Source organism: Streptomyces hamibioticus (genome assembly GCF_047946815.1).
Taxonomy (GTDB): domain Bacteria; phylum Actinomycetota; class Actinomycetes; order Streptomycetales; family Streptomycetaceae; genus Streptomyces.
This window is the reverse complement of sequence record NZ_JBKKQY010000001.1, coordinates 6,443,395-6,466,195: the sequence shown is the minus strand read 5'-3', so window position 1 is coordinate 6,466,195 and position 22,801 is coordinate 6,443,395. Positions and strand designations below refer to the sequence as shown.

Here is a 22,801-nt window from a genome sequence, read left to right as displayed (position 1 = left end):
CAGTGCTTGCCCCTAGGCTTGTCCGCATGTCCCCCGAACTCCTGTCCCCTGGTTCCGTGCGGTCTGCCGCCGAACTGAACGAGCAGATCCGCGCTCTGTGGCTCCGCGCGGGCGGCACGCTGTCGGCCCAGGAGCGCGCGGAGTACGAGTTACTGGTGGTCGAGTGGGCCGCCGCGATCCGCGGCGAGGTCATCGAGGCGGCCTGAGCGACCGGCCGCGCGGACGGCGCCCTACGATCTCGGTCGTGGAGCATCTCACCACGGCGCCGCCGCGACGCGGCACCGTCATCTTCCTCAACGGCACATCCAGCTCGGGCAAGTCCAGCATCGCGGCCGAACTGCTGCGGATTCTCGACGAGCCGTATTTCCACATGCCCGTCGACGCCTTCCACGCGATGCGCTCGCCGGCCCCGGTACCCGCGGACCGGCTCGGCACCGTCCTGCACCGCACCTGGCGGGGCTACCACCGGGCCGTCGCCGGCATGGCCGCGGCCGGCAACAACGTCGTCGTCGACCACGTGCTGAGCGCCGAGTGGCGGCTGACCGACTGCCTGTCCCTGTTCGTCCCGCAGGACGTGGTGTTCGTCGGCGTGCACTGCCCGCCGGAAGAACTCGAGCGCCGGGAGCGCGGGCGCGGTGACCGGCCGCCGGGGCTCGCCGCCCGCCAGCTGAAGCAGGTCCACGCGCACGGCTGCTACGACCTCACCTGCGACACCTCCCGCGCCACCCCGGCCGAGTGCGCCCGGCGCATCGCCGCGTTCCTGGCCGACCGGCCCACGCCGACGGCGTTCGAGCGGCTGCGCGCCGCCGGCTGAGGCGTCCCGGGGGGACCCGGCTCAGCGTCCGCCCGCCACCCGCAGCACCGCCCCCGTGGTGTACGAGGCGTCGGGCGACATCAGCCACGCGATGGCCGCGGCGATCTCCTCCGCCCGGGCGGCACGGCGCAGCGGGATGCCCGGGGCCATCTGCCGGGCCCGGTCCGGGGCGCCCATGGCGGCGTGCATCTCGGTGTCGACGAGGCCGGGGGCGACCGCGTTGACCCGGATGCCGTCGGGGCCGAGTTCCTTGGACAGGCCGACGGTCAGGGCGTCGATCCCGGCCTTGGTCGCCGCGTAGTGGACGTACTCACCCGGACTGCCGAGGGTCGCGGCGCCCGACGACACGTTCACGATGACGCCGCTCCCCCGCGGAGTCATCAGCTGCGCGGCGCGCCGGGCGCACAGCAGCGTGCCCAGCAGGTTGACGTCGAGCACCCGGCGCAGGTCCGCGGTGTCGCTGTCGGCGAGCCGGCCCAGCGGACCGGTCACCGCCGCGTTGTTCACCAGCCCCGTGACCGGCCCGAGCCGCGCCTCGGCGACCTCGAAGATCCGCTCGACGTCGGCCTCGGCCGCCGTGTCCCCCCGGACCGTGAGCGCGCGCCCGCCGGCCTCGCGCACCTCGGCCGCCACCGCCTCGGCGGCCGAGGCGGTGGCGGCCCGCACGTAGCCCACGACCACGTCGTGCCCGTCCGCCGCCAGGCGCCGACAGGTCGCCGCGCCGATCCCTCGGCTGCCACCGGTGACCACGGTGATGGGACGCGACATGAGTGCCCTCCTGGCTGAGCATCCTCAAGCGTTTTGATCGATCATCGATCAGTCTAGCCACGAGGCCCCCGCCGGGTCACCGCCCCGGCCCGCGCAGGACGGCCCCCTGAGCCGGACTTGGCGAGCGGCGGCCGGCACGCCTTCGCCCGGCCGCGGACACCACCGGGCGGCCGCGGTTGCGCGACGCGGTCGCACGGCAGAAACCGCGGCGCCCTCCCCACGGACGGACGAGCGGTGTGATCAACTGACCGGACGTGCTTCTCCCGGCTCGTCGGCGGGGGCGCACACTGGAGGCACCGCGGGTAGGAGGCGCCCATGAAGTCGTTCGGCCACTGGCTCGCCTCCCCGTGGCGCCGCTCGGCCGCCGCCGCGCTGACGGGCGCCCTGCCCGTCCTCGCCTTCCCGGCCCCGGCGCTGTGGTGGTGGGCGTACGTCGCCCTGGTCCCCTGGCTGCTGCTCGCCCGCGCCGCGCCCACCGGGCGGCGGGCAGCGTACGACGGCTGGTGCGGCGGCTTCGGCTTCATGCTGGCCATGCACCACTGGCTGCTGCCGAACCTGCACGTGTTCACCTTCGTCATCGCGGCTCTGCTCGGTGCACTGTGGGCCCCGTGGGGCTGGCTGGTCCGCCGTCTGCTCGGCGGCTCGCCCACCCGGGCGCGGATCGCGGCGGCGCTGGTGGTCCTGCCGTCGGGCTGGCTGGCGGCCGAGCTGGTCCGCTCCTGGGAGGGGCTCGGCGGACCCTGGGGCATGCTCGGCGCGAGCCAGTGGCAGGTTGCGCCGGCCCTGCGGGTCGCGTCGGTCGGCGGGGTGTGGCTGATCAGCTTCCTGGTGGTGGCCGTCAACGTGGCCCTCGCCGTCCTGATCGCCGTCCGCCGGGCCCGGGTGCCCGCGGTGGCCGGGCTCGTCGCGGTCGCCGCCGCCGGTTCCGCGGCCTGGGCCGGGGCGCCGCGGCCGGACGGCGAGGACCGGGCCCGGATCGCCGTGGTCCAGCCGGGAGTCGTGAGCGGTCCGGACCGCCGGTTCGACCGCGAGGAGGAGCTGACCCGGCGGCTCGCCGGCCAGGACGCCGACCTGATCGTCTGGGGCGAGAGCAGCGTCGGCTTCGACCTGAGCGACCGGCCCGACCTGGCGCGGCGCATCGCGGCGCTGTCGCGGGAGACCGGCGCCGACGTCCTGGTCAACGTGGACGCGCGACGCTCGGACAAGCCCGGCATCTACAAGAGTTCGGTGCTGATCGGTCCGGACGGTCCGACCGGCGACCGGTACGACAAGATGCGGCTGGTCCCGTTCGGCGAGTACGTCCCGTTCCGCTCGCTGCTCGGCTGGGCCACCTCCGTGGGCGAGGCGGCGGCCGAGGACCGGCGGCGGGGCAATGAACAAGTGGTGATGGACACCGGGGGGAACGGGGGCGGACTGCGGATCGGGCCGATGGTCTGCTTCGAGAGCGCGTTCCCCGACATCAGCCGCCGGCTGGCCGCCGACGGCGCCCAGGTGCTGCTGGCCCAGTCGTCGACGTCGACGTTCCAGCAGAGCTGGGCTCCCGAGCAGCATGCGTCGCTGGCCGCGCTGCGCGCCGCCGAGACCGGCCGCCCCATGGTGCACGCGACGCTGACCGGCGTGTCCGCCGTGTACGACGCGAGCGGGGCGCGCGTCGGTCCCTGGCTCGGCACCGACGCGAGCACCGCGCACATCTACGACGTGCCGCTCGCCGACGGCACCACGCCCTACGTCCGGCTGGGCGACTGGACGGTGCACGCGGCGCTGCTGATCCTGGCCGCGTGGGCCGCCTCCGACGGCGTACGGGCGCTGCGGCTCAGGCGGTCGGCTCCTGCACCGCGCGAACGACCCGCTCGCACAGCTCATGGGTCGCCAGCGCGTCCCGGGCGCTGAGCACCTTGCCGGCGCGCACGGCGTCGAGGAAGGCGAGCACCGCCTGCTCGACGCCGCGCTGCCGGGCCACCGGCACCCAGTCGCCGCGCCGCCGCAGCGTGGGCTGTCCCTTGTGGTCGATCACCTCGGCGAGGTTGACCACCTGCCGCTTGGTGTCCTGCCCGGAGACCTCCAGGATCTCCTCGCTGGATCCGCTGAGCCGGTTCATCACGCCGAGCGCGGTGAAGCCGTCGCCGGCGAGCTGGAGGACGACGTGGTGGAGCAGGCCGCCCTCGGTGCGGGCGCGGACGCTCACGTCGTCGATCCGGCCGGGCACCAGGAAGCGCAGGGTGTCGACGACGTGGATGAAGTCGTCGAGGACCATCGTGCGGGGTTCCTCGGGCAGGCCTATGCGGTTCTTCTGCATGAGGATCAGCTCACGCGGGTGCTCGGCGCACTGCGCGTAGCCGGGTGCGTGGCGCCGGTTGAACCCGACGGCGAGGCCGACCTCGCGCTCCTCGGCGAGCGCCACCAGCCGCTCGGAGTCGGCGAGTTCGTAGGCGAGCGGCTTGTCGACGTACGTCGGCACGCCGGCCTCCAGCAGCCGGGTGACGATCTCCGGGTGGACGGCGGTCGGCGCGTGCACGAAGGCGGCGTCGAGACCGGCGGCCAGGAGGGAGTCGAGGTCGGCGTGCCGCCGGCCGGGCGGGAGGTGCAGGCCGTCGGCGACCCGGGCGAGGGTGGCGGGGGTGCGGGTCTGCAGGTGCAGCTCGACGCCGGGCTGGACGGCGAGCACCGGCAGGTAGGCCTTCTGCGCGATGTCGCCGAGTCCGATGCAGCCGACCTTCACGGTGTGTTCTCCTAGCGCTCGCCGACCTGGGTCTGCGGGGAAGCATACGGCGGCTGCGGGGGCCGCCAGTCGGCGATGCCGTCGAAGCTGCGCAGGAACAGGGCGGGCCCGGCCTTGGACAGGGTGCGGACCGCGGCGTTGCGGACCGCGATCCCGGCGCGGTTGCTCATCATGTTCAGCCGGGCGACCCTGACGGCCCGGCGCGTGACGTCGGTCGTCCGGGGCAGCCGGGCGGCCGTGTAGGCGGCCAGGTCGTCACAGTGGTGGGCGAGGACGACGGCGTCCTCCACCGCTTGGTTGCCGCCCTGTCCGAGGGTGGGCGGCATGGCGTGCGCGGCGTCCCCGAGGAGGGCGACCCGGCCCCGGTGGAAGGCGGGCAGCGGTTCGGCCAGGTGGTGCACGTCGTGGCGCAGGACGTCCTCGGGGCGGGCGGCGGCGAGGACGGCGGGGATCGGGTCGTGCCAGTCGCCGTAGCGGCGCAGCAGTTCGGCCTTCTCGTCGTCGGGGGCGCGCCCGCCGGCGGGGGTGACGGCCGCGGCGTAGGCGTAGACGCGGCCGTCCTTGAGCGGGTGCGTGCCCCAGATGCGGCCCGGGCCCCAGGTCTCGTGGGAGGCGAAGCGCGCGCCGGGCACGGGGATCACCACCCGCCAGGTGGTGAAGCCCGAGTAGACGGGGCCGGGGTGACCGGGGAACAGCGTGTGGCGCACGGCGGAGCGGATGCCGTCGGCGGCCACGACGAGGTCGGCCTCCAGGTCGCCGTCGGGCGTGCGCACCCGGGCGGGCCGGTCCGCCTCGCCGGGGTCGGCGACGCTCGCGGCGGCGGCCGTGCGGACGGTGCCGGGCGGGAGCCGCTCGGCGAGGCGGTCGATGAGCGTGGCCCGGTGCAGCAGCACCAGCGGGCCGCCGAACCGCCGGGCCGCCACCTCGACGCCGGAGCGGGACAGCCAGCGGCCGCCGGGGGTGCGCAGCCCTCCGTCGCCCTGCCAGCCGGCCAGGGCGCGGATCTCGTCGCCGAGGCCGATGACGTCCAGTGCCCGCAGGGAGTTCGGGGCGAGGGAGATGGCCGCGCCGACCGGCTCCAGCGACCGGGCGCGCTCCAGCACGGTGACCTGCCAGCCGCGCAGGTGCAGGGCGACCGCCGCGGTCAGTCCGCCGATCCCGCCCCCGATGACGACGACCCGCTGTGCCTGTGCCATGGCTCCTCCTCGCGCCTCGCACCCGCTCACTACAGCTGTAGTCAGCTCGTGCCTCGACTGTACTACAGCGGTAGTGCGGCGGGTAGGTTGACCTCCATGCCCGTACACACCGCCGCCACCTCCCGGCCCGATCTCGTCGCCGACACCGCGCTCGCGCTGCTCGCCGAACGCGGGATGCGCGGGCTCACGCACCGGGCGGTCGACGAGACGGCCGGTCTTCCGCAGGGGTCGACGTCGAACGTCGCCCGGACCCGGCAGGCGCTGCTGGAGCTGGCGGTGCGGCGGCTGGCCGAGCGGGAGGCACGCGTACTCGCGCTGCACGAGATGCCGGACCCGGCCGCCGGTCTCGACTCCCTGGTGGACGCGCTCGCCCTGGCCGCACACCGGGCCCTGACCCGCAACCGGGACCTGACGCTGGCCCGCTACGAACTGGCCCTGGAGGCGACGCGCCGCCCCGAGCTGCGGGCCCACTTCGACGCGGCCGGCGCCCGCTTCCGCGAGCAGCTCGGCGCCCTCCTGACGGGCATGGGCTCGGCCGACCCGGACCGGCACGTGCTGTCGCTGGTGGCGTGGGCCGACGGACTGATGTTCAGCTGCGTGGCCGGATCCTTCCACGCCGACGTCCCGGGCCTTGAGGAGGTCCGGGCGGGACTGCGGGAGCTGCTGGGCGGCATGGTGGGCTGAAACCCCGTGGTGCGGTGGGGGCGCGGTACGCGAGGATGCGGGGCATGACCTCCGAACGCAGTGAACCCGCGGGCAACGCCGACGAACGCAGCATGCTGGAGGGCTGGCTGGACTACCACCGGCAGACCCTGGCGTGGAAGTGCGAGGGCCTGACCGACGCCCAGTTGCGGACCGCGTCCGTGGCCCCGTCCGAGCTGTCCCTGATGGGGCTGGTGCGGCACATGGCGGAGGTGGAGCGGTCGTGGTTCCGCCGGGTGCTGACGGGCGAGGACGCCGGGCCGATCTACTACAGCGACGAGGACCGCGACGGCGAGTTCCACATGACGGAGGCCGACACCTGGCAGGAGGCGTACACCACCTGGCAGACCGAGATCGACGCGGCCCGGCGCAACGCGGCGCGGGTCGGGCTGGACGAACTCTCCCGGGGGAAGCACAGGTCCACCGACGAGCCCTTCAGCCTCCGCTGGATCTACACGCACATGATCGAGGAGTACGCCCGGCACAACGGCCACGCCGACCTGATCCGGGAGCGCGTCGACGGCGCCACCGGCGACTGACGTCACCCGGGGCCGGCGCGTCCGTACCGGGCCGGGGGTCACCCGTGCGGGGCATCCTCCGCCCGTCCGGCGTCGCGGACGGCGCCGGACGCAGCAGAGTGGCGCGCGTGCATCGAACGACGACCACCGCAACGCTCCTGGTGACCGTGGCCGTCTCGGCCCTGACCGGCTGTGTGACGGTCCAGCGCCCGCCCGCGACGGGTCCGGCGACGGCCGAGGCCCGGCCGTCCGCGCCTCGCCCGGACGGTGTCCCCGAACCGCGGGTGGTGCAGGCCCCGGCCCGTGAGGCACTGGAGATGATCGACCCCGCACCGACCGAGGAACGCGAGGAGCGCGCCGACGGACAGCCGCGCCGTGCCGCGCCCTCGGTACCGGGGCCGCGGCGGACATCGGCGGCCGCCCCCGAGGAGCGGCCGCGCCGGGAGCGCCCGGAGGCCCGCGAGGCCGCGCCGCCCGCCTCCCGGAAGCCGCGCGTCGAGGCCCCCGCCGTCCCCGCCCTTCCCCCGGCCCCGGAGGCCGTCGGTGGGGGCGCGGGCGGGAACGCGGACGTGTGCGCGCTGGGCAGGCAGTACGGCAGGTGGCGGCCGGACAGTCCGCAGGCCCGGATCTGCGAGCAGGCGTACGGCCGCTGAGGCGGGCGCCCGCCCGTCACGGCCGGGAGGATCGGGGCGGCCCCGACGGGCCGCCGCCCCAAGGGCCACTGCCCGGCCGTCCACCGCCCGGGCCGCCACCGTAGGGGTCACCGCCCCCCTCCGCATCGCCCGGGGAACCGTCGTCGCCCAGTCGGGCCGCCAGCCGTCCGATGGCCGCGCGCAGTCCGCGGCCGTACCGGTCGTCGGCGAGGGTGTGCGCCGCCCTCCGGGCCCGCCGCAGATGCAGCCGGGCGGCCTCGCGGTGACCGAGCCGGTCGTAGTCGGCGGCCAGGTCCAGGTGCAGGGCGGGACGGAGAACGCGCGCCGCCGGGGCACTCTCGTGGCCGGCCAGCCGGTCGTCGGTGAACTCCTCCGCCGCCGACAACGCCCGCAGGTCCCAGGCCAGTTCGTCCGCCGGGTCGTCCTGGGTGTCGGCCAGGTAGCGGGCGAGCGTGCAGCGGTGCAGTGGGTCGCCGTGCTCGCCGATCTCCGCCCACAGGCCGAGGAAACGGTGCCGGGCCTCCTCCCGGTCGCCCGCGTGATGCAGCATGACGACCTGTCCGATCCGGGTCAGCACGGCATCCGGCGCCGCCTGCTCCTGCCCCTGCGCCACCACGTCCTCCGCACCACTCGCCGGCTGTTGCCGACGACGCTAACCGCACCCGCCGCCGATCCCCGTGAGGCGGCTCCGTGCGGCACCGGGCCGGGGTGGTCCGGTGCCCGTGCCGGTCAGCCGAGGTCCGGGATGGTCCAGTCGATCGGCTCATGGCCCTGCCGGGCGACGGCCTCGTTGATCTGCGTGAACGGACGGGAGCCGAAGAACTTCTTCGCCGACAGCGGGGAGGGGTGCGCGCCCTTGACCACCACGTGCCGCGTCTCGTCGATGAGCGGGAGCTTCTTCTGCGCGTAGTTGCCCCACAGCACGAACACCGCCGGGTCGGGCCGGTTCGCCACCGCGCGGATCACCGCGTCGGTGAACAGCTCCCAGCCGCGGCCCTTGTGCGAGTTGGCCTCGCCGGCCCGGACGGTCAGCACGGCGTTGAGCAGCAGGACGCCCTGGCGCGCCCACGGCATCAGATAGCCGTTGTCCGGGATCGGCGTGCCCAGCTCCTCGTGCATCTCCTTGTAGATGTTCCGCAGGGACGGGGGGATCTTCACGCCCGGGCGGACCGAGAAGCACAGGCCGTGGCCCTGACCCTCGCCGTGGTACGGGTCCTGGCCGAGGACCAGGACCTTCACCCGGTCGTACGGCGTGGCCTCCAGCGCGGCGAAGACCTCCTCGCGCGGCGGGTAGACGGGGCCCTTCGCCCGCTCCTCCTCGACGAACTCCACCAGCTCCTTGAAGTAGGGCTCCTGCAGTTCGCCACCCAGCACATCACGCCAGGACTCGGGCAGCATGGCGATGTCGGTCACGTCAACTTCCTTACGGTGTGCGGTCACTTCCCAGTGCCACAGAACCTACCGGTGACCACTGACAACCGGGCTGCCGGACTGCCGGGCTGGGACGGCGGCGGAGGGCTACCAGCTCGTCTTCCGCCCCAGCGACCACATCATCATGATCGTGGACGGGTCCAGCGCCCGCTCCGCGCCCGAGATGTCCTCGCTGACGGCGAGGTACTGCTTGCCCTGCCACAGCGGCAGCAGCCGTGCGTCCTCCACCAGGATCTCCTGTGCCGCCTCGAACTCCTTCTTCACGCCGCCGCGGTCGGCCTCCCGGCGGGACCTGGGCAGGAGTTCATCGGTGATCTTCGGCGCCTCGTACGGCGTACCGAGCGCGTTCTGCTTGCCGACGAACGGCGCGATGAAGTTCTCGGCGTCCGGGAAGTCCGGGGACCAGCCACGGCCGAACACCGGGTACTCGCCCTTCTGGTAGCCCTCGGCGAACGTCTTCCACGGGCGGCCCTTGAGGGTGATGGTGAACAGGCCCGAGGACTCCAGCTGGCGCTTGATCTCCTTGAACTCCCGGCCGGTCTCGGAGCCGTAGCGGTCGGTGGTGTACCAGAGGGTGAGCGGCACCGGTTCGGTGATGCCGGCGTCCGCGAGGATCTTGCGGGCCTTGTCGGCGCTGGGGTCGCCGTACTCGTCGAAGAAGCCCGCGGTGTGTCCGACCAGGCCCTTGGGGACCATCGAGTACAGCGGGTCGACGGTGTCCTGGTAGACCTTGTGCGCGATCGCGGCGCGGTCGATGAGCTGGGCGACGGCCCGGCGCACCGGCTTCCTGCTCGCCCAGGGGTCCTCCGGGTTGAAGACCAGGTAGCTGATGTCGGCGGCGGAGCCCTCGATCAGCTTGAGGTTGCCGTCCTTGGTGGACACGCTCTGGAGGTCGATGATGTCGTCGGCGGCCAGGCCGCGGTAGGTCACCTGGATCTCGCCGCCGCGCAGCGCCTTCACCATGGCGCCGGAGTCCTGGAAGTAGCGGACGGTCACCGCCTTGTTCCGGTGCTCGGCGAGGCCCTCGTAGCGGTCGTTGCGGATGAGTTCGGCCTTCTTGCCGTCCTCGTAGGACTGCAGCCGGTACGGCCCGGAGGCGACGACGGAGCCGTCCTTGCGCACCTTGTCCGCCGGGTAGCTGTCGGGGTCGACGATCGACATCGCGGGCGTGGCGAGCACGAAGGGGAAGGTGGCGTCGGGCTTGTTGAGGTGGAAGACGACCTCTCGGTCGCTCGGCGCCCGGACCCGGTCGAGGCTGCCCAGCAGGCCGGCCGGGCCTCCGTTGAGGTTGATCTTCCTGATGCGGTCGATCGAGTACTTGACGGCCTTGGCGTCCAGCGCGTCACCGTCGGAGAAGGTCAGGCCCTCGCGCAGTTCGCAGCGGTAGACCTGGTAGGAGGCGTCGGTGAATGCGCACTTCTCGGCGGCGTCCGGCTCCGGGGCGCTCGCCCCGCTCCGATAGCTCAGCAACGTCTGGTAGATGTTGCGGAGCAGCTCCCAGGAGCTGTCCCAGGAGGCGGCAGGGTCCAGGGTGCTGGGAGCGCTGGTCGTCCCCACGAGGATGGGCGCCCCCTCGTCCGAGGAGTCGGAGGACAGAATGCCGCATCCGGTGACCAGAGACGATATGGACGCGATCGCCGCCATCCGCCGCAGGCATCGGTTCCGGTTGAACACGCGCACGCTCCTCGATCTGCCGTACCAAGGGTCGGCAGACGATACCGCAGCACCAGCCCCCCTGAACCCCCTCCTGAGCAGCCGCTTTGATCAACTGGGCGATGACTACGTTGTCAGCGCCCGCGGTCTCGGCACACGGACACGGGCGCCGTCCGGATCGACGGCGCCCGTGCTCGCGAATGCGCAGATCAGGCCACGCCCGCGTTGAGGAAGATGCCGCCGTCGACCACCAGCGTCTGACCGGTGACCCAGTCGGACTGCGAGGAGGTCAGGAACGCGGCGGCGCCGCCGATGTCGGAGGGCACCCCGAGCCGGCCCAGCGGGTAGGCCGCCGCGGCCTCCGCCTCCCGGCCCTCGTACAGGGCCTGCGCGAACTTGGTCTTCACCACGGCCGGGGCGATCGCGTTGACCCGCACCTTGGGCGCGAACTCGTGCGCCAGCTGTGCGGTCAGGTTGATCATGGCGGCCTTGCTGACGCCGTACGCGGCGATGAAGGGCGAGGGCGACAGGCCCGCGACGGAGGCGATGTTGACGATCGCGCCGCCGTTGTCCTTCTGCCACGCGTGCCAGGTGCGCTGGGCGAAGCCGAGGGCCGAGATCACGTTGGTCTCGAAGACCTTGCGCGCGACGTTCAGGTCGAGGTCGGCGATGGGGCCGAACACCGGGTTGGTGCCGGCGTTGTTGACCAGGTAGTCGACGCGGCCGAAGGCCTCCATCGTGCGCTCGACGGCGACGGCCTGGTGGGCCTCGTCGTGCGCCTTGCCCGCGACGCCGATCACCCGGTCGGCGCCGAGCCGCTCGACGGCCTCCTTCAGGGAGTCCTCGTTGCGGCCGGTGATGCAGACCCGGTCGCCGCGCGCGATCATCGCCTCGGCGACGCCGTAGCCGATGCCGCGGCTGCCGCCAGTGACGAGGGCGACCTTGCCCGAGAGCTCGGGCAGTTCCTGAGAAGTCATGGTGTCTGGTGCCCCGTCCTGCTAGTCGAGCGGTCCGCCGGCCACGTACAGCACCTGGCCGGAGACGAAGCCGGCCGCCTCGCCGGTGAAGAAGGCGATCGCGTTGGCGATGTCGTCCGGCTCGCCGACGCGCTGGACCGGGATCTGGGTGGCGGCGGCGGCCTTGAAGTCCTCGAAGCCCATGCCGACGCGGTCGGCGGTGGCCTTGGTCATCTCGGTGGCGATGAAGCCGGGGGCGACGGCGTTGGCGGTGATGCCGAACTTGCCCAGCTCCTTGGCGAGGGTCTTGGTGAAGCCCTGGAGGCCGGCCTTGGCGGCGGAGTAGTTGACCTGGCCGCGGTTGCCGAGCGCGGAGGAGGAGGACAGGTTGACGATGCGCCCGAAGCCGGCGTCCACCATGTGCTTCTGGCAGGCCTTCGACATCAGGAAGGCACCGCGCAGGTGCACGTTCATGACGGTGTCCCAGTCGGAGACACTCATCTTGAACAGCAGGTTGTCGCGGAGCACGCCGGCGTTGTTGACCAGGATCGTCGGGGCGCCCAGTTCCTCGACGATCCGCGCGACGGCCGCCTCGACCTGTGCCTCGTCGGAGACGTCGCAGCCGACCGCGATCGCCTTGCCGCCGGCCGCGGTGATCTTCTCGACGGTGTCCTTGCAGGCGGCCTCGTCGAGGTCGAGGACGGCGACGGCACGGCCCTCGGCGGCCAGGCGTACGGCGGTGGCGGCACCGATGCCGCGTGCGGCACCGGTGACGACGGCGACCCGCTGCTCAGTGGTGGACATGCTGCTTCTCCTCGTCCTGGGGATGCGGCTGGCGCGGCCCGCCCTGCGGTGAGCGACCGCTTAGTACCTTCGGCAGACGTGACGCTAGAAGCCCTGGCACCCGGTGTCAACGGGACACCGGGTGGGTGTGATCCATTACCTGGTCCGCCGCCGCGGTACCTCCCTGTGCATCCCCCGTTCGGCCCAGGGTGACGCGCTGCTGCGCCGACCGGCCCATAGCGTCGAGGCGCGAGCCACTCGGGGCCGGAAAGGAGGCGTCCATGCGCCCTCGTAAAACTGCCGCGGGTCTGCTGATCGCCCTCGCGGCCGCGGTGCCGGTGGCCGGTGCCGCGCACGCCCAGGACGAGTCGCCGCCCCGGGGCGGCACCGATCCCACGATCTCCGCCACCCGTCGTCCCGACCCCGCGGCGAGCCTGCCCCCGAGTCCCCCGCCCCCTCCGGTGTCCCCGACCACGGCTCCCGCCATCCCCGCTGCGCCCCCGGCGACCGCCCCCACGCGCGGTGTGCGCGGTGGGGTCGGCGGGGCGGTGGACGGCGGGCCGAGTGGCTGGGACGTCGGGATCGGCCTGGCGTTCGTCACGGGCGCCGCGTTCGCCGGCGGGTACGTGCTGCGGCGCCGCCGACGGTCCTGACCTCCGTCCGCCTAGCGGACCAGCAGGTCCAGCAGCCGTTCCGGCTCGGCCACCGGGTCCGCGGTGAGGCCGGTGTGGACCGGGCCGGGCTGCACGATCGTCGAGCGGGGGGCGATCAGCCAGCGGAAGCGGCGGCCGGGGTCGTCCTGGGCCGCCTGGCCCGCGGCCTCGCCGCCGGTGCACACCCCCTCGACGGCGCGCAGGGCGGCCCGCACGCCGGGCACGTCCGCGTGCGGGTCGAGGGCCAGCAGCCGGGCCTCGTCGAGATGGGTGCGTGCGGCGACGAAGGACGCGGCGCGGCAGTAGACGAGCACGCCGGCGTTGACGCACTCGCCGCGCTCGACGCGGGGGACGACGCGCAGCAGCGCGTACTCGAAGACGTGCCGGTCGGTCACTTCAGCCCCTGGATGCGGTCGTGGACGCCGGCCGCGCGGGCCAGCAGCGGACGGGCGTAGGCGTGCCGCAGGTCGTCGGGGGTCGCGAAACCCGGCTCGCCGGCCAGCCAGACGTCCGGGATCTCGGCGGTGACCTCGGCGAGGAGTTCCTCGGTGACCAGGGGCGCGAGGGTCTCGGCCGCGGCGCGCACATCCGGGGCGAAGGGCAGCAACGCGTGGTCGGAGGCGTCGTAGGGGCGGGCGGCGGAGGCCTCGGCGCCGGGCCAGTTGTGGTGCCAGATCATGGTCGCCCCGTGGTCGATGAGCCAGATCTCACCACGCCACCGCAGCAGGTTGGGGTTGCGCCAGGACCGGTCGACGTTGTTCACCAGCGCGTCGAACCAGACGATCCGACCGGCCTCCTCAGGGCTCACCGCGAAGGCCAGCGGGTCGAAGCCGAGCGCCCCGGAGAGGAACTCCATGCCCAGGTTGGCCCCGGCACTGGCCTTGAGCAGCTCCTGCACCTGGGGGTCGGGTTCGCCGAGCCCCAGCACCGGGTCGAGGCCGACGGTCACCAGGCGCGGCATCCGGAAGCCGAGCCGCCGGGCGAGTTCGCCGCAGACGACCTCGGCGACGAGGGTCTTGCGGCCCTGCCCGGCGCCGGTGAACTTCAGGACGTACGTCCCGAGGTCGTCGGCCTCGACGAGTCCGGGCAGCGAACCGCCCTCACGCAGGGGCGTGATGTAGCGGGTCGCGGTGACTTCCTTGAGCATCGCGCCAGGTTACCGGCGTCGGCAGCGGTGGTTCACGCCCGCCCGGCCCGCGCCGGGGGCATCATCTCCCCAGGGGCTGAACGGCGGGTGCCTTCGGCCCGTACCTCTCGGCAGATCACGTATCCGACCCTGGAAGGGAACCTCAGCATGACCAGCGCATCGCTTCAGCCCGCATCGGGACCGGCCCGTCGTACCGTCGTGGCGGCGGCCGGAGCGGCGGGCCTCGCCGTCGCGCTGACCGCCTGCGGAGGCTCGGACGACGACGCCTCGAACGGGGCCGTCCCGGCCGGTGACGGCAGTGGTCCGGCCGGTGACGGCAGGGGTTCGGCCGGTGACGGCAGCGGTTCGGACGGCGGCGGGAACGCCGGGGCGGGAGCCGTGCTCGCGACGACGGCCGACATTCCCGAGGGCGGCGGCAAGGTTTTCCCCGACCGGAAGGTGGTGGTCACGCAGCCGACCGCCGGTGAGTTCAAGGCGTTCTCGGCGACCTGCACGCACCAGGGGTGTGCGGTGAAGAGCATCACCGACGGGGTCATCAACTGCCCCTGCCACAACAGCAACTTCTCGATCACGGACGGCAGTGTGCAGAGCGGCCCGGCGCCCAAACCGCTGCCCGCCGTGCAGATCAGCGTCAACGGGGACTCGATCACGTTGGCGTGACCTCCGCCGCGGGCGGGCCGGCAGCGCCGTTGCGTACGGACGGAAGAGGACCCATTCTTTGCTGACGCCTTGTCAGCAGGGGGGCGGCTCTCCAGGGGAGCCGCCCGGGCTCTCCTCTGGCACGGCATGGGAGAAGAGGAGAGGGCCGGATGACCGTCACTCAGCGCCGGGGCCGGAAGATCATGATGACGCCCGGGGAACTGGACGCGTTCCTCACCGCCGAGCGCACCTGCCGGGTCGGCACGGTCTCGGCCGACGGCGCACCGCACGTGAGCACGCTGTGGTTCGCCTGGGACGGCACCTCGGTGTGGCTGTACTCCGTGGTGCGCAGCAGGCGCTGGGCCGATCTCGGCCGAGACCCGCGGGTGGCGGTCGTGGTCGACACGGGCGAGGAGTACGACGAGCTGCGCGGCGTCGAGCTGTCCGGCCGGGTCGAGCGCGTGGGCGAGGTGCCGCGCACCGGCGAGCTGTGCGCCGAACTGGGCCTGCCCGAGACGCTGTTCGCCCGCAAGTACTTCGGGCTCGCGGAGATGCCGCACGACGGCCGGCACGCCTGGCTGCGGCTGACGCCGCAGAAGGTGGTCTCCTGGGACTTCCGCAAGCTCGGGAAGCCGTAGGGCGGGCGCAGCGTCAGCCGAGCCGCTCCGCCGCCGACCGCAGGGCCCGCACCGCCGCCCGGATCGACGGGCGGCGGTCGGCGTCCGCCCGCCAGACGACGTACACATGCCGGCGCACGCGCTGCTCGAGCGGGACGGTGACGACACCGGCGGGCATCGGGTGCCGGCCGAGCAGCGGGACGATGCACACACCGAGCCCCGCGGCGACCAGTCCGAGCTGGGTGTGGGTCTCCGCGGCGCGGTGGCCGATGATCGGCTCGATGCCCCGGGAGCGCAGGGTGTAGAGCAGCCACTCGTGGCAGAACTCGCCCTCGCCCCAGGTGATCCACTCGTCCTCGGCGAACTCGGCGAGGTCCACCTCCGCGCGCCCGGCGAGCCGGTGGCCGGCCGGCATCGCCACGTCGGCGGGGTCGTCCAGGATGGACGCCTTGACCAGGCCGTCGGGCAGCGGCAGCGGCTTGTTGTACCAGTCGAGGACCACCGCGAGGTCGAGGTCGCCGCGCACGACGCCGGAGATGCCCCGCTCGGGCTCCAGTTCGCAGGAGCGGACCCGCAGCGCCGGGTGGGCGGCGCGCAGGTCGGCGAGGACGGTGGGGAACAGCCCGCGCGCGGCGGTCGGGAACGCCGACAGCCGCAGCTCGCCCACCACCTGCCCGCGGTGCGCCTCCAGGTCCGACTGGGCCAGCTCCACCTGGGACAGGATGCGTGCGGCGTGCTCGGCGAGCAGCCGGCCCGCGTCCGTGAGCCGCACCCCCCGGCCGTTCTTGGCCAGCAGCTGCTGGCCGACCTCCCGCTCCAGCTTGGACATCTGCTGCGAGACGGCCGACGTGGTGATGTGCAGGCCCTCCGCGGCACCGCTGACCGAGCCATGGCGGGCGAGGGCGTCCAGGGTGCGCAGCCGGTCCAGGTTCAACATGTAAGCAATACTACGAGGTACCGGGCGCGAAATCTCGATTGTGCTACGAGGTCGGGTTGTTCCATCGTGGGGCCCATGAGCAGCGTCCCCTTCCCCCGCGCCTCCCGCCGCGCCCTCGACTGGCGGCTGCGCTTCGCCGCCCTCTCCCTGGTCTGGGGCTTCAGCTTCCTGCTGATCAAGGTGGGCACCGAAGGCTACGCCCCGCTCCAGGTGACGCTCGGCCGACTGGCGTTCGGTACGGCGGTGCTGGCGGTGGTGATGGCGGTGCGGCGGCAGCGACTGCCGCGCGGGGCCCGGACCTGGGCGCATCTGGCGGTCGCCGGTTTCCTGCTCAACGCGCTGCCGTTCTCGCTGTTCGCCTACGCGGAGCTGACCATCCCGTCGACGCTCGCCGGCATCTGCAACGCCACCTCGCCGCTGTGGGGCATGGCCCTGTCGCTGCTCGCCCTCTCCGAGGACCGGCCGACACGGCTGCGGGTGGCCGGCCTCGGCATCGGCTTCCTCGGCGTGCTGACGGTGCTGGGCGCCTGGCAGGGCTTCACCGGCCTGGACGCCACGGGCACCGGGCTGGCCCTGCTGGCCTCCCTCAGCTATCCGGTCGGCTGGATCTACGTCCGCCGCACGCTGGCCGGGACGGGCAACTCCCACGTGTCGATGACGGGCGCGCAGCTGCTGCTGGCCACGCTGCAACTGGCGGTGGTCACCCCGCTGTTCACCACGTTCCCGACGGAGCCGGCCGTCGTGCCGCTGCTGGCGATCGCGGCGCTGGGCACGCTCGGCACCGGGCTGGCCTTCCTCGTGCAGTACCGCCTGGTCGCCGAGGTCGGTCCGACGACGGCCCAGATGGTCACGTACTTCGTCCCGGTGATCGCCACGGCCGCGGGCGTGGCGATCCTCGGCGAGTCGCTGACCTGGTCGACGCCGGTGGGCGCGCTGGTCGTGCTGGCGGGGGCGGCGCTGACGCAGGTGCGGCCCAGGGCGTCGACCGGTTCCGCCGGACCGGTCGACGCGGCACCGGCCCGGCGGGCAGTCGCAGTGGGCGGCGGCCGCGATCAGACGTAGCTGCGCACCGGCCCCGGCCCCAGCGCGGAGGCGACCGCGTCGGCCAGGGGTTCCATGTCGTCCTCGGTCAGCGTCGAGACGGTGATGCGGATGCCGGGGCGCGCGTTGATCCGGAAGCGGGCGCCGGGCGCCACGGCCCAGCCCGCGTGCAGCAGCCGGGCGACGGCGCCGGTTTCGTCCGGCACGGGGAGCCAGACGTTCATGCCGCTGCGGCCGTGGGCCGTGATCCCGCGCTCCGCGAGGGCGCCGAGCAGCCCGTCCCGGCGCCGCCCGTACGCCGCCGCCACCCGTGCCGCGTCCACCGCGCCGTCGGCCCACAGCCGGGCCACCGCCCGCTGGGTGACAAGGCTGACCCAGCCGGGGCCGAGGCGCTGACGGCCGCGCACCCGGTCGAGGGTGACCGGGTCCCCGGTGAGCACGGCGAGCCGCAGATCCGGACCGTGGGCCTTGGCCGCCGAGCGGCTGAGCGCCCAGTGGTGCGTCGTCCCGGCGAGGGGGTGCAGGGGCAGGTCGACGATGCCGTGGCCGTGGTCGTCCTCGATCAGCAGGGTCTCGGGGTGTCCCCGCAGCACGGACCGCAGGGCACGCGCGCGCGTGGCGGTCAGCGCGGCGCCCGTCGGGTTCTGCGCCCGGTCGGTGACGATCAGGGCGCGGGCGCCCGCCGCCAGCGCGCGGCGCACGTCGTCGGGCAGCGGCCCCTCGTCGTCGACGCCGACCGGCACCGCGCGCAGGCCCAGCGCCGGGACCAGGTCGAGCAGGCTCCCCCAGCCGGGGTCCTCGACGGCGACGGCGTCGCCCGGCTTGAGGTGCGCCGCGAGCACCCGCTCCATGGCGTCCAGCGACCCCGAGGTGACGGCGACGGGCCCGTCCGGCACCCCGTCGGCGTCCATCCCGGCCCGCGCCAGGCGTTCCAGCTCCGGGTCCACCGGCGCGGCTCCGTACAGCACCGGCTCCCGGTCGCCCTGTTCGGCGGCGGCGGCGAAGACCGGGCCGAGCGCGGGCAGCAGCGCCGGGTCCGGGTTGCCGTCGGACACGTCCCGCGCACCCTCGGGCACGTCCACCCGGATGAACTCGCGCCCGGTGGTGGCCGGCGTGGACCGCACCCGGCTGCCCCGGCGCCCGGCGGTCTCGATGACCCCGCGCTCCCGCAGGGTGCGGTACGCGGCGGCGACCGTGTTGGGGTTCACCCCGAGCCGCTCGGCCAACTCCCTCATCGGCGGCAGCAGTTGGCCCGGCTCCAGCTCGCCGGCGCCCACGGCGCGCTCGACGCTCGCCGCAATCTCCGCTGCACGCCGCCCTTTGATCCGATACTCTCCTAGCACAAAGACAATTATGCACTAGTGCAATGGAGAGCGCCATGCAGGGGACCGATCAGACGCAATCGCAGCCCGCCACCGCCTACGCCCCGACCGACCGCACCGTCCCCACCCGCTCCCCGGACCGTGCGTCGTACGACAGGGAGCTGGTGCACTCGATACTCGACGAGGGCTACGTCTGCCATCTCGGCTTCGTCCGCGACGGCGCCCCGGTGGTGCTGCCGACGCTGTACGGCCGGGTCGGCGAGCGGCTGTACGTACACGGCTCGACGGGTTCGCGCCCGCTGCGGATGGCGGGTCAGGCCGACCCCGGTCTGCCGGTGTGCCTGACGGTCACGCACGTCGACGCGCTGGTGCTGGCGCGCTCGGCCTTCCACCACTCGATCAACTACCGGTCGGTGGTGGTGCACGGCACCGCGTACGACGTGACCGACCCCGAGGAGAAGCGCACGGCCCTGGACGCCCTGGTCGACCATGTGGTGCCGGGCCGCGTCCACGACTCCCGGCCGGCCAACAAGAAGGAACTGGCCGCCACCGCCGTGCTCCGCCTCGACCTGAACGAGGTCTCCGCCAAGCTCCGGACGGGCGGAGTGAACGACGAGCCGGAGGACCTCGCCCTGCCCCACTGGGCCGGCCTCCTCCCGCTGCGCAAGGGCTACACCGCCCCGGTGCCCGACGCGGACCTGTCCCCGGGCACCGAGCTGCCCGACTACCTGGCGGCGCTGTGACACCGGTCCGGCCGTGAGCGAAGGGAGCCCCTCCCGCGGTAGAGGCTCCCTTCACGTCGGGCGTGGGCTCTTCGGTCGCAAGAGCCCGCCTTCGGATCATCGGATCGGGCAGGAGCCCGCCTTCGGATCGGGCGAGAGCCCCAGCAGATCAGGCGAGGGCCCGCCGATCAGCCGCTCAGGCGAGGGCCGTCCGCTCCCGCGGCGCCCGCGCGCCCCGCGCCTCCGCGACGGCCAGCCCGCCGACCGAGCCGAGCATCAGCAGAGTGCCGGCCACGGTCGCGGCCGTGAGGTGTTCACCGAGCAGCACCACCGCGAGGACGGCCGCGGAGACCGGCTCCAGCAGCATGATCACGGACACGGTGGCGGACCGTACGACGGCGGCACCCGCGAAGTAGAGGCCGTAGGCGAGGGCGGTCGGGACGGCCGCGACATACGCCAGCAGCCACAGCAGCCGGACGGGGTCGGCGGTGTGCGGCACCAGCCCCTCGGCCATCGCCAACGGGAGCAGGCACAGGCTGGTCACGGCGAACGCCCCGACGGAGGTGTCGGCGGCGTCCGCCGAGCCGTCGCGTCCCCACCAGCGGGTGAGCAGGGTCATCGCCGAATATCCGGCGGCGGACAGCAGCGCGAGGAGCACCCCCCAAGGCCGTACGGTCGCGCTGCCGCCGCCGAGGACCAGCACGGCGAGCCCGGTGAGCGCGCCGGCGACGGCGGCGGAGCCGCCCCGGCCGAGGCGCTCCCCCAGCGCCGAGCGCGCGCCGAGCGCGATCAGCACCGGACCGGCCCCGAGGGTGACGACGGTGGCCACGGCGAGCCCGGTCGCCTGCACCGCGGCGAAGTAGGCGGTCTGGAACACGGCGAGCCCGAGGCCGGTCACGACGGCCCGCCGCACCCTGGCCCCGAGCGGCGCGGAGACGGCGCCCCGGCCGCGCGGCCGGCGGGACAGCGGGCGGACGGCGAGGAGCAGGACGAGCCCGGCGGCGCAGCGCCAGAAGGACAGGGCGACCGGTCCCGTGTCGCTGGCCCGGTAGACCAGTGAGGCGGCGGCACCCGCGGTGCCCCAGGCGGCACCGGCGACGATCAGATAGAGGAGGCCTCGCCCGACGGGCAGGCCGGAGACGGCATTCGACACGAGTTTCTCTCCGCAGACGCGCGCGTGGCGCGGAAGGACGGAAGGACCCGGACCCGTGCGGGTGCGCGGGGTCCCTGGACTGCGTCCGCGGGCAGCACCGTTCGGCCCGGCGGGAGTGCGCCGGGCGTTTCCGGAGGGCCCGCCCTAGCGGGCCGGAGGCGGAAGAACGAGTGCGTCCGAATGCATGATCCGCACCCTAGGCCGCCGTTCCCCGGGAGGACAACTCCCTTTCCGGTCCGCCGCCGGCCACCGGCTCCGCGGAGCCCTTCGCGGGCGTCGACGACTGGGCGATGAACGCGCCCACCAGGACCACCACACCGCCGACGATCTGCGGTGCCGACAGGTGCTCACCGAGCAGCACCCAGGCCAGCACGGTGGCGACGACCGCTTCCAGGCAGGCCACGACACCGGCGACCTGCGGCGAGAGGCGGCGCACGGCGACGACGCCGGCGATGTAGGCCAGGACCGTGGCGACGAGGACGATCCAGCCGAGCAGCAGGGCGGCGGCCACCGGCGTGCCGTTCATCGACGCGGTGTGCGCGAGCACGGACCAGTCCATGCCCCAGGGCCGGGCGACGACGGTGAGCACGGCCGTGCCCACGAGCAGTCCGTACGCGATGACGCCGAGGGGGTCGGGAGCGTCGTCGCCGGCCTCGCTGCCCTGGTCGGACAGGACGAAGTAGCCGACCTGGCAGCAGGCGGCACCGAGGGCGAGCAGCAGGCCCAGGGCGTCGAAGCCGAGGCCCGACCAGACCTCCACCACACAGGCCAGGCCGCCGACGGCGAGGACCACGCCGACCGCCGCGGCCCGGGTCACCGGCCGCCGCTGCACGAATCGCACCCAGCCGAGGACGAGGGCGGGTGCCAGGTACTCGACGAGCAGCGCGACCCCGACCGGGATGCGGGAGATCGCGGCGAAGTAGCAGGCCTGCACACCGGCTACGGCGAGCAGTCCGAACCCGGCGAGCAGGCCCGGGCGCCGGCGCAGCAGCCCGCGGTGGCGCACGGCGAGCGGCAGCATGACCAGGGCCGCGCCGGCCACCCGCAGCCACACCACGTGGAGCGGGTCGAGTCCCGCCTCGATCAGCGGCTTGGCCGCTACACCGGATCCGCCGAAGGCGACCGCGGACGCGAGCGCGAGACCGAGCCCGACACCCCTGACACGGCTGCCCTGAACGCTGTCAGACGTATGCACCGGCACATGATGACAGGCGACGACATGAGCGTCACCCCCATTGACACCTGTCTCACCGGCTGGACGCCCGGGGTGCGCCATGGCCGGCTCATGGCATGGGCTCGACGCGATTCGCCGCGCTCTCGTCGCGATCGGCGTGATCGGCGTTCCCCGCCTTCTCGGCGTTCTCGGCGTTCTCGGCGTTCTCCACGCGGGCGAGCACCGCCGCGGGGTCGGCACCTGCCCGGCCGAGCACCTCGACGGCCCGCGCTCCCGGATCCATGAGGAGGGCCGCGAGCAGGTCGGCACCGCCGGCCTGTACGCCGCCGCGCCGGGCGGCACGCGTCCGGGCGTACTCCAGGCAGGCCGCGGCCAGTGGCGAGAAGCCGGCGGCCTCGGCCACCGAGGGGACGGCGCCGGAATCCTCGACGGTGCTCTGCCAGCGCAACCCGTAGCCGATGCTGCGCTGCACGAGGTAGCCGAGCAGCCGGGCGAGCTGCGGGCCGTCGCCCAGGACGGCTCGCGCCTGCGGGTCGCACTCCAGGAGTGAGTGCAGCAGATGGGCCGTGTCGACCTGCCGGTCCCCGTCGCGCACCGCCCTGCGGCGCGCACCGGAGACCACCGCGGCCAGCTCGGCACTCAGCGGGGCGTCGCCGCCGCTGCCGCCATCGCGCCCGCCGCCGACAGCGTTGTCGGTGCCTTCCGGGCGGCGGCCGTGTTGCTCGCCGGCCGACTGCCGGGGGATTCGGGGTTGCACGACCCCCACCCCATCAGTCCCGTCGGTCCTGGTCATCCCCGGAGGGGAGCATCTTCGCGTCCCACACGGAGTGGACACCGGGTGCCGCAATCTCCTCCTTGCGGATGAGATCAGGCCCATTCTCCGGACCGGCGCGCGCCGCCTTGCTTCACGCCCCTTCGGGCAACCCGAGTGCGGTGCCGTGGGTCGAACCAGGGCATGAGGAACAGGTGCTGGCTGGTGGGCCTGCCGGCGGTGGACGGCAGGCAGTACGTGTACCGGGTGGACGCCCCGGAGGGCGCGCTGCTCGCCGACTTGTTCTGGGAGGCGTGGCACTGCCACGACGAGAGCGCGTTCCCGCGTGCCTGGGACCTGTTCGACGCGGCGGTGATACGACGGGTCGAGTGACGCCCGCCCCGGACGGCGCACCGGCGCCACGCACGGCGCCGGGACCGCGAGGGCGTGCC

At 73.9% G+C, this 22,801-nt stretch carries 27 protein-coding genes; 12 read left to right on the top strand and 15 right to left on the bottom strand.

Going from position 1 to position 22,801, the window contains the following annotated elements; genetic code table 11:
• Nucleotides 1–26 precede the first annotated feature (26 nt).
• Entirely contained in the window at nucleotides 27–206 is a 180-nt protein-coding gene (locus tag ACLGIH_RS29390; RefSeq protein WP_416528297.1) for a hypothetical protein, read from the top strand.
• A 38-nt stretch (nucleotides 207–244) separates the two neighbouring features.
• On the top strand, nucleotides 245–814 hold the full coding sequence (locus tag ACLGIH_RS29385) for a chloramphenicol phosphotransferase CPT family protein (RefSeq protein ID WP_416528296.1): 570 nt from the start codon (nucleotides 245–247) through the stop codon (nucleotides 812–814).
• Nucleotides 815–835: 21 nt separating this feature from the next.
• Here ACLGIH_RS29385 and ACLGIH_RS29380 read toward each other — a convergent pair whose 3' ends face one another.
• Nucleotides 836–1,582, bottom strand: coding sequence for an SDR family oxidoreductase (locus tag ACLGIH_RS29380; RefSeq protein ID WP_416528295.1), 747 nt, complete (start codon nucleotides 1,580–1,582; stop codon nucleotides 836–838).
• Nucleotides 1,583–1,897: 315 nt separating this feature from the next.
• Here ACLGIH_RS29380 and lnt point away from each other — a divergent pair, with 315 nt between their 5' ends.
• The gene (lnt, locus tag ACLGIH_RS29375; protein WP_416528294.1) at nucleotides 1,898–3,472 is read left to right on the top strand and encodes an apolipoprotein N-acyltransferase; all 1,575 of its coding nucleotides are present in this window, start codon (nucleotides 1,898–1,900) and stop codon (nucleotides 3,470–3,472) included.
• Here the strand turns inward: lnt and ACLGIH_RS29370 are convergent.
• Both ACLGIH_RS29370 and ACLGIH_RS29365 read right to left on the bottom strand, forming a co-directional pair.
• A complete protein-coding gene (locus ACLGIH_RS29370) occupies nucleotides 3,396–4,301 on the bottom strand; it encodes a Gfo/Idh/MocA family protein (RefSeq protein ID WP_416528293.1) in 906 nt (301 codons plus the stop codon). The genes lnt and ACLGIH_RS29370 overlap by 77 nt on opposite strands.
• An 11-nt stretch (nucleotides 4,302–4,312) precedes the next feature.
• A complete protein-coding gene (locus tag ACLGIH_RS29365) occupies nucleotides 4,313–5,497 on the bottom strand; it encodes an FAD-dependent monooxygenase (RefSeq protein WP_416528292.1) in 1,185 nt (394 codons plus the stop codon).
• A 96-nt stretch (nucleotides 5,498–5,593) separates the two neighbouring features.
• Here ACLGIH_RS29365 and ACLGIH_RS29360 point away from each other — a divergent pair, with 96 nt between their 5' ends.
• The 3 genes from ACLGIH_RS29360 to ACLGIH_RS29350 all read left to right on the top strand — a co-directional run bounded on the left by ACLGIH_RS29360 (nucleotide 5,594) and on the right by ACLGIH_RS29350 (nucleotide 7,370).
• Nucleotides 5,594–6,181 carry a TetR/AcrR family transcriptional regulator gene (locus ACLGIH_RS29360; RefSeq protein ID WP_416528291.1) on the top strand — a complete coding sequence of 196 codons (588 nt, stop codon included), beginning with the start codon at nucleotides 5,594–5,596 and terminating at the stop codon, nucleotides 6,179–6,181.
• Nucleotides 6,182–6,225: 44 nt separating this feature from the next.
• Nucleotides 6,226–6,738, top strand: a complete 513-nt coding sequence (locus ACLGIH_RS29355; protein WP_416528290.1) for a DinB family protein — start codon at nucleotides 6,226–6,228, stop codon at nucleotides 6,736–6,738.
• Between the two features lie 107 nt (nucleotides 6,739–6,845).
• Nucleotides 6,846–7,370 carry a hypothetical protein gene (locus tag ACLGIH_RS29350; RefSeq protein WP_416528289.1) on the top strand — a complete coding sequence of 175 codons (525 nt, stop codon included), beginning with the start codon at nucleotides 6,846–6,848 and terminating at the stop codon, nucleotides 7,368–7,370.
• 16 nt (nucleotides 7,371–7,386) lie between these two features.
• Here the strand turns inward: ACLGIH_RS29350 and ACLGIH_RS29345 are convergent, their stop codons facing one another.
• The 5 genes from ACLGIH_RS29345 to fabG all read right to left on the bottom strand — a co-directional run bounded on the left by ACLGIH_RS29345 (nucleotide 7,387) and on the right by fabG (nucleotide 12,214).
• Complete coding sequence (locus tag ACLGIH_RS29345) at nucleotides 7,387–7,983, bottom strand: hypothetical protein (RefSeq protein WP_416528288.1); 597 nt, start codon at nucleotides 7,981–7,983, stop codon at nucleotides 7,387–7,389.
• 116 nt (nucleotides 7,984–8,099) lie between these two features.
• On the bottom strand, nucleotides 8,100–8,783 hold the full coding sequence (ung, locus tag ACLGIH_RS29340) for a uracil-DNA glycosylase (RefSeq protein WP_416528287.1): 684 nt from the start codon (nucleotides 8,781–8,783) through the stop codon (nucleotides 8,100–8,102).
• Between the two features lie 105 nt (nucleotides 8,784–8,888).
• On the bottom strand, nucleotides 8,889–10,475 hold the full coding sequence (locus ACLGIH_RS29335; RefSeq protein WP_416528286.1) for an ABC transporter substrate-binding protein: 1,587 nt from the start codon (nucleotides 10,473–10,475) through the stop codon (nucleotides 8,889–8,891).
• A gap of 188 nt (nucleotides 10,476–10,663) precedes the next feature.
• The gene (locus tag ACLGIH_RS29330) at nucleotides 10,664–11,431 is read right to left on the bottom strand and encodes an SDR family oxidoreductase (RefSeq protein ID WP_416528285.1); all 768 of its coding nucleotides are present in this window, start codon (nucleotides 11,429–11,431) and stop codon (nucleotides 10,664–10,666) included.
• Between the two features lie 21 nt (nucleotides 11,432–11,452).
• A complete protein-coding gene (fabG, locus tag ACLGIH_RS29325) occupies nucleotides 11,453–12,214 on the bottom strand; it encodes a 3-oxoacyl-ACP reductase FabG (protein WP_416528284.1) in 762 nt (253 codons plus the stop codon).
• Between the two features lie 260 nt (nucleotides 12,215–12,474).
• Between fabG and ACLGIH_RS29320 the strand changes: the two genes are divergently transcribed.
• A complete protein-coding gene (locus tag ACLGIH_RS29320; RefSeq protein ID WP_416528283.1) occupies nucleotides 12,475–12,846 on the top strand; it encodes an excalibur calcium-binding protein in 372 nt (123 codons plus the stop codon).
• A gap of 11 nt (nucleotides 12,847–12,857) precedes the next feature.
• On the opposite strand, the gene ACLGIH_RS29315 is transcribed toward ACLGIH_RS29320, so the two are convergent.
• Together ACLGIH_RS29315 and ACLGIH_RS29310 are read right to left on the bottom strand one after the other, a co-directional pair.
• The gene (locus tag ACLGIH_RS29315; protein ID WP_416528282.1) at nucleotides 12,858–13,241 is read right to left on the bottom strand and encodes a DUF3037 domain-containing protein; all 384 of its coding nucleotides are present in this window, start codon (nucleotides 13,239–13,241) and stop codon (nucleotides 12,858–12,860) included.
• Nucleotides 13,238–13,993, bottom strand: a complete 756-nt coding sequence (locus ACLGIH_RS29310; RefSeq protein WP_416528281.1) for a HipA family kinase — start codon at nucleotides 13,991–13,993, stop codon at nucleotides 13,238–13,240. The genes ACLGIH_RS29315 and ACLGIH_RS29310 overlap by 4 nt, the downstream gene beginning before the upstream one ends.
• A gap of 147 nt (nucleotides 13,994–14,140) precedes the next feature.
• On the opposite strand from ACLGIH_RS29310, the gene ACLGIH_RS29305 reads away from it, so the two are divergent.
• Together ACLGIH_RS29305 and ACLGIH_RS29300 are read left to right on the top strand one after the other, a co-directional pair.
• On the top strand, nucleotides 14,141–14,653 hold the full coding sequence (locus ACLGIH_RS29305; RefSeq protein ID WP_416528280.1) for a Rieske (2Fe-2S) protein: 513 nt from the start codon (nucleotides 14,141–14,143) through the stop codon (nucleotides 14,651–14,653).
• Between the two features lie 149 nt (nucleotides 14,654–14,802).
• Nucleotides 14,803–15,270 carry a pyridoxamine 5'-phosphate oxidase family protein gene (locus tag ACLGIH_RS29300; RefSeq protein ID WP_416528279.1) on the top strand — a complete coding sequence of 156 codons (468 nt, stop codon included), beginning with the start codon at nucleotides 14,803–14,805 and terminating at the stop codon, nucleotides 15,268–15,270.
• 13 nt (nucleotides 15,271–15,283) lie between these two features.
• Here ACLGIH_RS29300 and ACLGIH_RS29295 read toward each other — a convergent pair whose 3' ends face one another.
• A complete protein-coding gene (locus ACLGIH_RS29295) occupies nucleotides 15,284–16,186 on the bottom strand; it encodes a LysR family transcriptional regulator (protein WP_416528278.1) in 903 nt (300 codons plus the stop codon).
• Between the two features lie 75 nt (nucleotides 16,187–16,261).
• Here ACLGIH_RS29295 and ACLGIH_RS29290 point away from each other — a divergent pair, with 75 nt between their 5' ends.
• Nucleotides 16,262–17,248, top strand: coding sequence for a DMT family transporter (locus tag ACLGIH_RS29290; protein ID WP_416528277.1), 987 nt, complete (start codon nucleotides 16,262–16,264; stop codon nucleotides 17,246–17,248).
• Here the strand turns inward: ACLGIH_RS29290 and ACLGIH_RS29285 are convergent.
• Complete coding sequence (locus ACLGIH_RS29285; RefSeq protein WP_416528276.1) at nucleotides 17,239–18,570, bottom strand: aminotransferase class I/II-fold pyridoxal phosphate-dependent enzyme; 1,332 nt, start codon at nucleotides 18,568–18,570, stop codon at nucleotides 17,239–17,241. The two genes, ACLGIH_RS29290 and ACLGIH_RS29285, sit on opposite strands and share 10 nt — an antisense overlap.
• 35 nt (nucleotides 18,571–18,605) lie before the next feature.
• On the opposite strand from ACLGIH_RS29285, the gene ACLGIH_RS29280 reads away from it, so the two are divergent.
• Entirely contained in the window at nucleotides 18,606–19,292 is a 687-nt protein-coding gene (locus ACLGIH_RS29280) for a pyridoxamine 5'-phosphate oxidase family protein (protein ID WP_416528275.1), read from the top strand.
• A gap of 175 nt (nucleotides 19,293–19,467) precedes the next feature.
• On the opposite strand, the gene ACLGIH_RS29275 is transcribed toward ACLGIH_RS29280, so the two are convergent.
• The 3 genes from ACLGIH_RS29275 to ACLGIH_RS29265 all read right to left on the bottom strand — a co-directional run bounded on the left by ACLGIH_RS29275 (nucleotide 19,468) and on the right by ACLGIH_RS29265 (nucleotide 22,355).
• Complete coding sequence (locus tag ACLGIH_RS29275; RefSeq protein ID WP_416528274.1) at nucleotides 19,468–20,424, bottom strand: DMT family transporter; 957 nt, start codon at nucleotides 20,422–20,424, stop codon at nucleotides 19,468–19,470.
• 196 nt (nucleotides 20,425–20,620) lie between these two features.
• The gene (locus ACLGIH_RS29270; protein WP_416528273.1) at nucleotides 20,621–21,625 is read right to left on the bottom strand and encodes an EamA family transporter; all 1,005 of its coding nucleotides are present in this window, start codon (nucleotides 21,623–21,625) and stop codon (nucleotides 20,621–20,623) included.
• 82 nt (nucleotides 21,626–21,707) lie between these two features.
• Nucleotides 21,708–22,355, bottom strand: a complete 648-nt coding sequence (locus ACLGIH_RS29265) for a Clp protease N-terminal domain-containing protein (RefSeq protein ID WP_416528272.1) — start codon at nucleotides 22,353–22,355, stop codon at nucleotides 21,708–21,710.
• A 198-nt stretch (nucleotides 22,356–22,553) separates the two neighbouring features.
• Here ACLGIH_RS29265 and ACLGIH_RS29260 point away from each other — a divergent pair, with 198 nt between their 5' ends.
• Nucleotides 22,554–22,742, top strand: a complete 189-nt coding sequence (locus tag ACLGIH_RS29260; protein WP_416529576.1) for a hypothetical protein — start codon at nucleotides 22,554–22,556, stop codon at nucleotides 22,740–22,742.
• Nucleotides 22,743–22,801: the final 59 nt, after the last annotated feature.

Bases quoted from the DNA above. Each gene is read 5' to 3' on its own strand.
- ACLGIH_RS29390 (WP_416528297.1), top strand. From the start codon at position 27: ATGTCCCCCGAACTCCTGTCCCCTGGTTCCGTGCGGTCTGCCGCCGAA.
- ACLGIH_RS29380 (WP_416528295.1), bottom strand. From the start codon at position 1,582: ATGTCGCGTCCCATCACCGTGGTCACCGGTGGCAGCCGAGGGATCGGC.
- lnt (WP_416528294.1), top strand. From the start codon at position 1,898: ATGAAGTCGTTCGGCCACTGGCTCGCCTCCCCGTGGCGCCGCTCGGCC.
- ACLGIH_RS29365 (WP_416528292.1), bottom strand. From the start codon at position 5,497: ATGGCACAGGCACAGCGGGTCGTCGTCATCGGGGGCGGGATCGGCGGA.
- ACLGIH_RS29360 (WP_416528291.1), top strand. From the start codon at position 5,594: ATGCCCGTACACACCGCCGCCACCTCCCGGCCCGATCTCGTCGCCGAC.
- ACLGIH_RS29355 (WP_416528290.1), top strand. From the start codon at position 6,226: ATGACCTCCGAACGCAGTGAACCCGCGGGCAACGCCGACGAACGCAGC.
- ACLGIH_RS29330 (WP_416528285.1), bottom strand. From the start codon at position 11,431: ATGACTTCTCAGGAACTGCCCGAGCTCTCGGGCAAGGTCGCCCTCGTC.
- fabG (WP_416528284.1), bottom strand. From the start codon at position 12,214: ATGTCCACCACTGAGCAGCGGGTCGCCGTCGTCACCGGTGCCGCACGC.
- ACLGIH_RS29320 (WP_416528283.1), top strand. From the start codon at position 12,475: ATGCGCCCTCGTAAAACTGCCGCGGGTCTGCTGATCGCCCTCGCGGCC.
- ACLGIH_RS29310 (WP_416528281.1), bottom strand. From the start codon at position 13,993: ATGCTCAAGGAAGTCACCGCGACCCGCTACATCACGCCCCTGCGTGAG.
- ACLGIH_RS29305 (WP_416528280.1), top strand. From the start codon at position 14,141: ATGACCAGCGCATCGCTTCAGCCCGCATCGGGACCGGCCCGTCGTACC.
- ACLGIH_RS29300 (WP_416528279.1), top strand. From the start codon at position 14,803: ATGACCGTCACTCAGCGCCGGGGCCGGAAGATCATGATGACGCCCGGG.
- ACLGIH_RS29295 (WP_416528278.1), bottom strand. From the start codon at position 16,186: ATGTTGAACCTGGACCGGCTGCGCACCCTGGACGCCCTCGCCCGCCAT.
- ACLGIH_RS29290 (WP_416528277.1), top strand. From the start codon at position 16,262: ATGAGCAGCGTCCCCTTCCCCCGCGCCTCCCGCCGCGCCCTCGACTGG.
- ACLGIH_RS29280 (WP_416528275.1), top strand. From the start codon at position 18,606: ATGCAGGGGACCGATCAGACGCAATCGCAGCCCGCCACCGCCTACGCC.
- ACLGIH_RS29260 (WP_416529576.1), top strand. From the start codon at position 22,554: ATGAGGAACAGGTGCTGGCTGGTGGGCCTGCCGGCGGTGGACGGCAGG.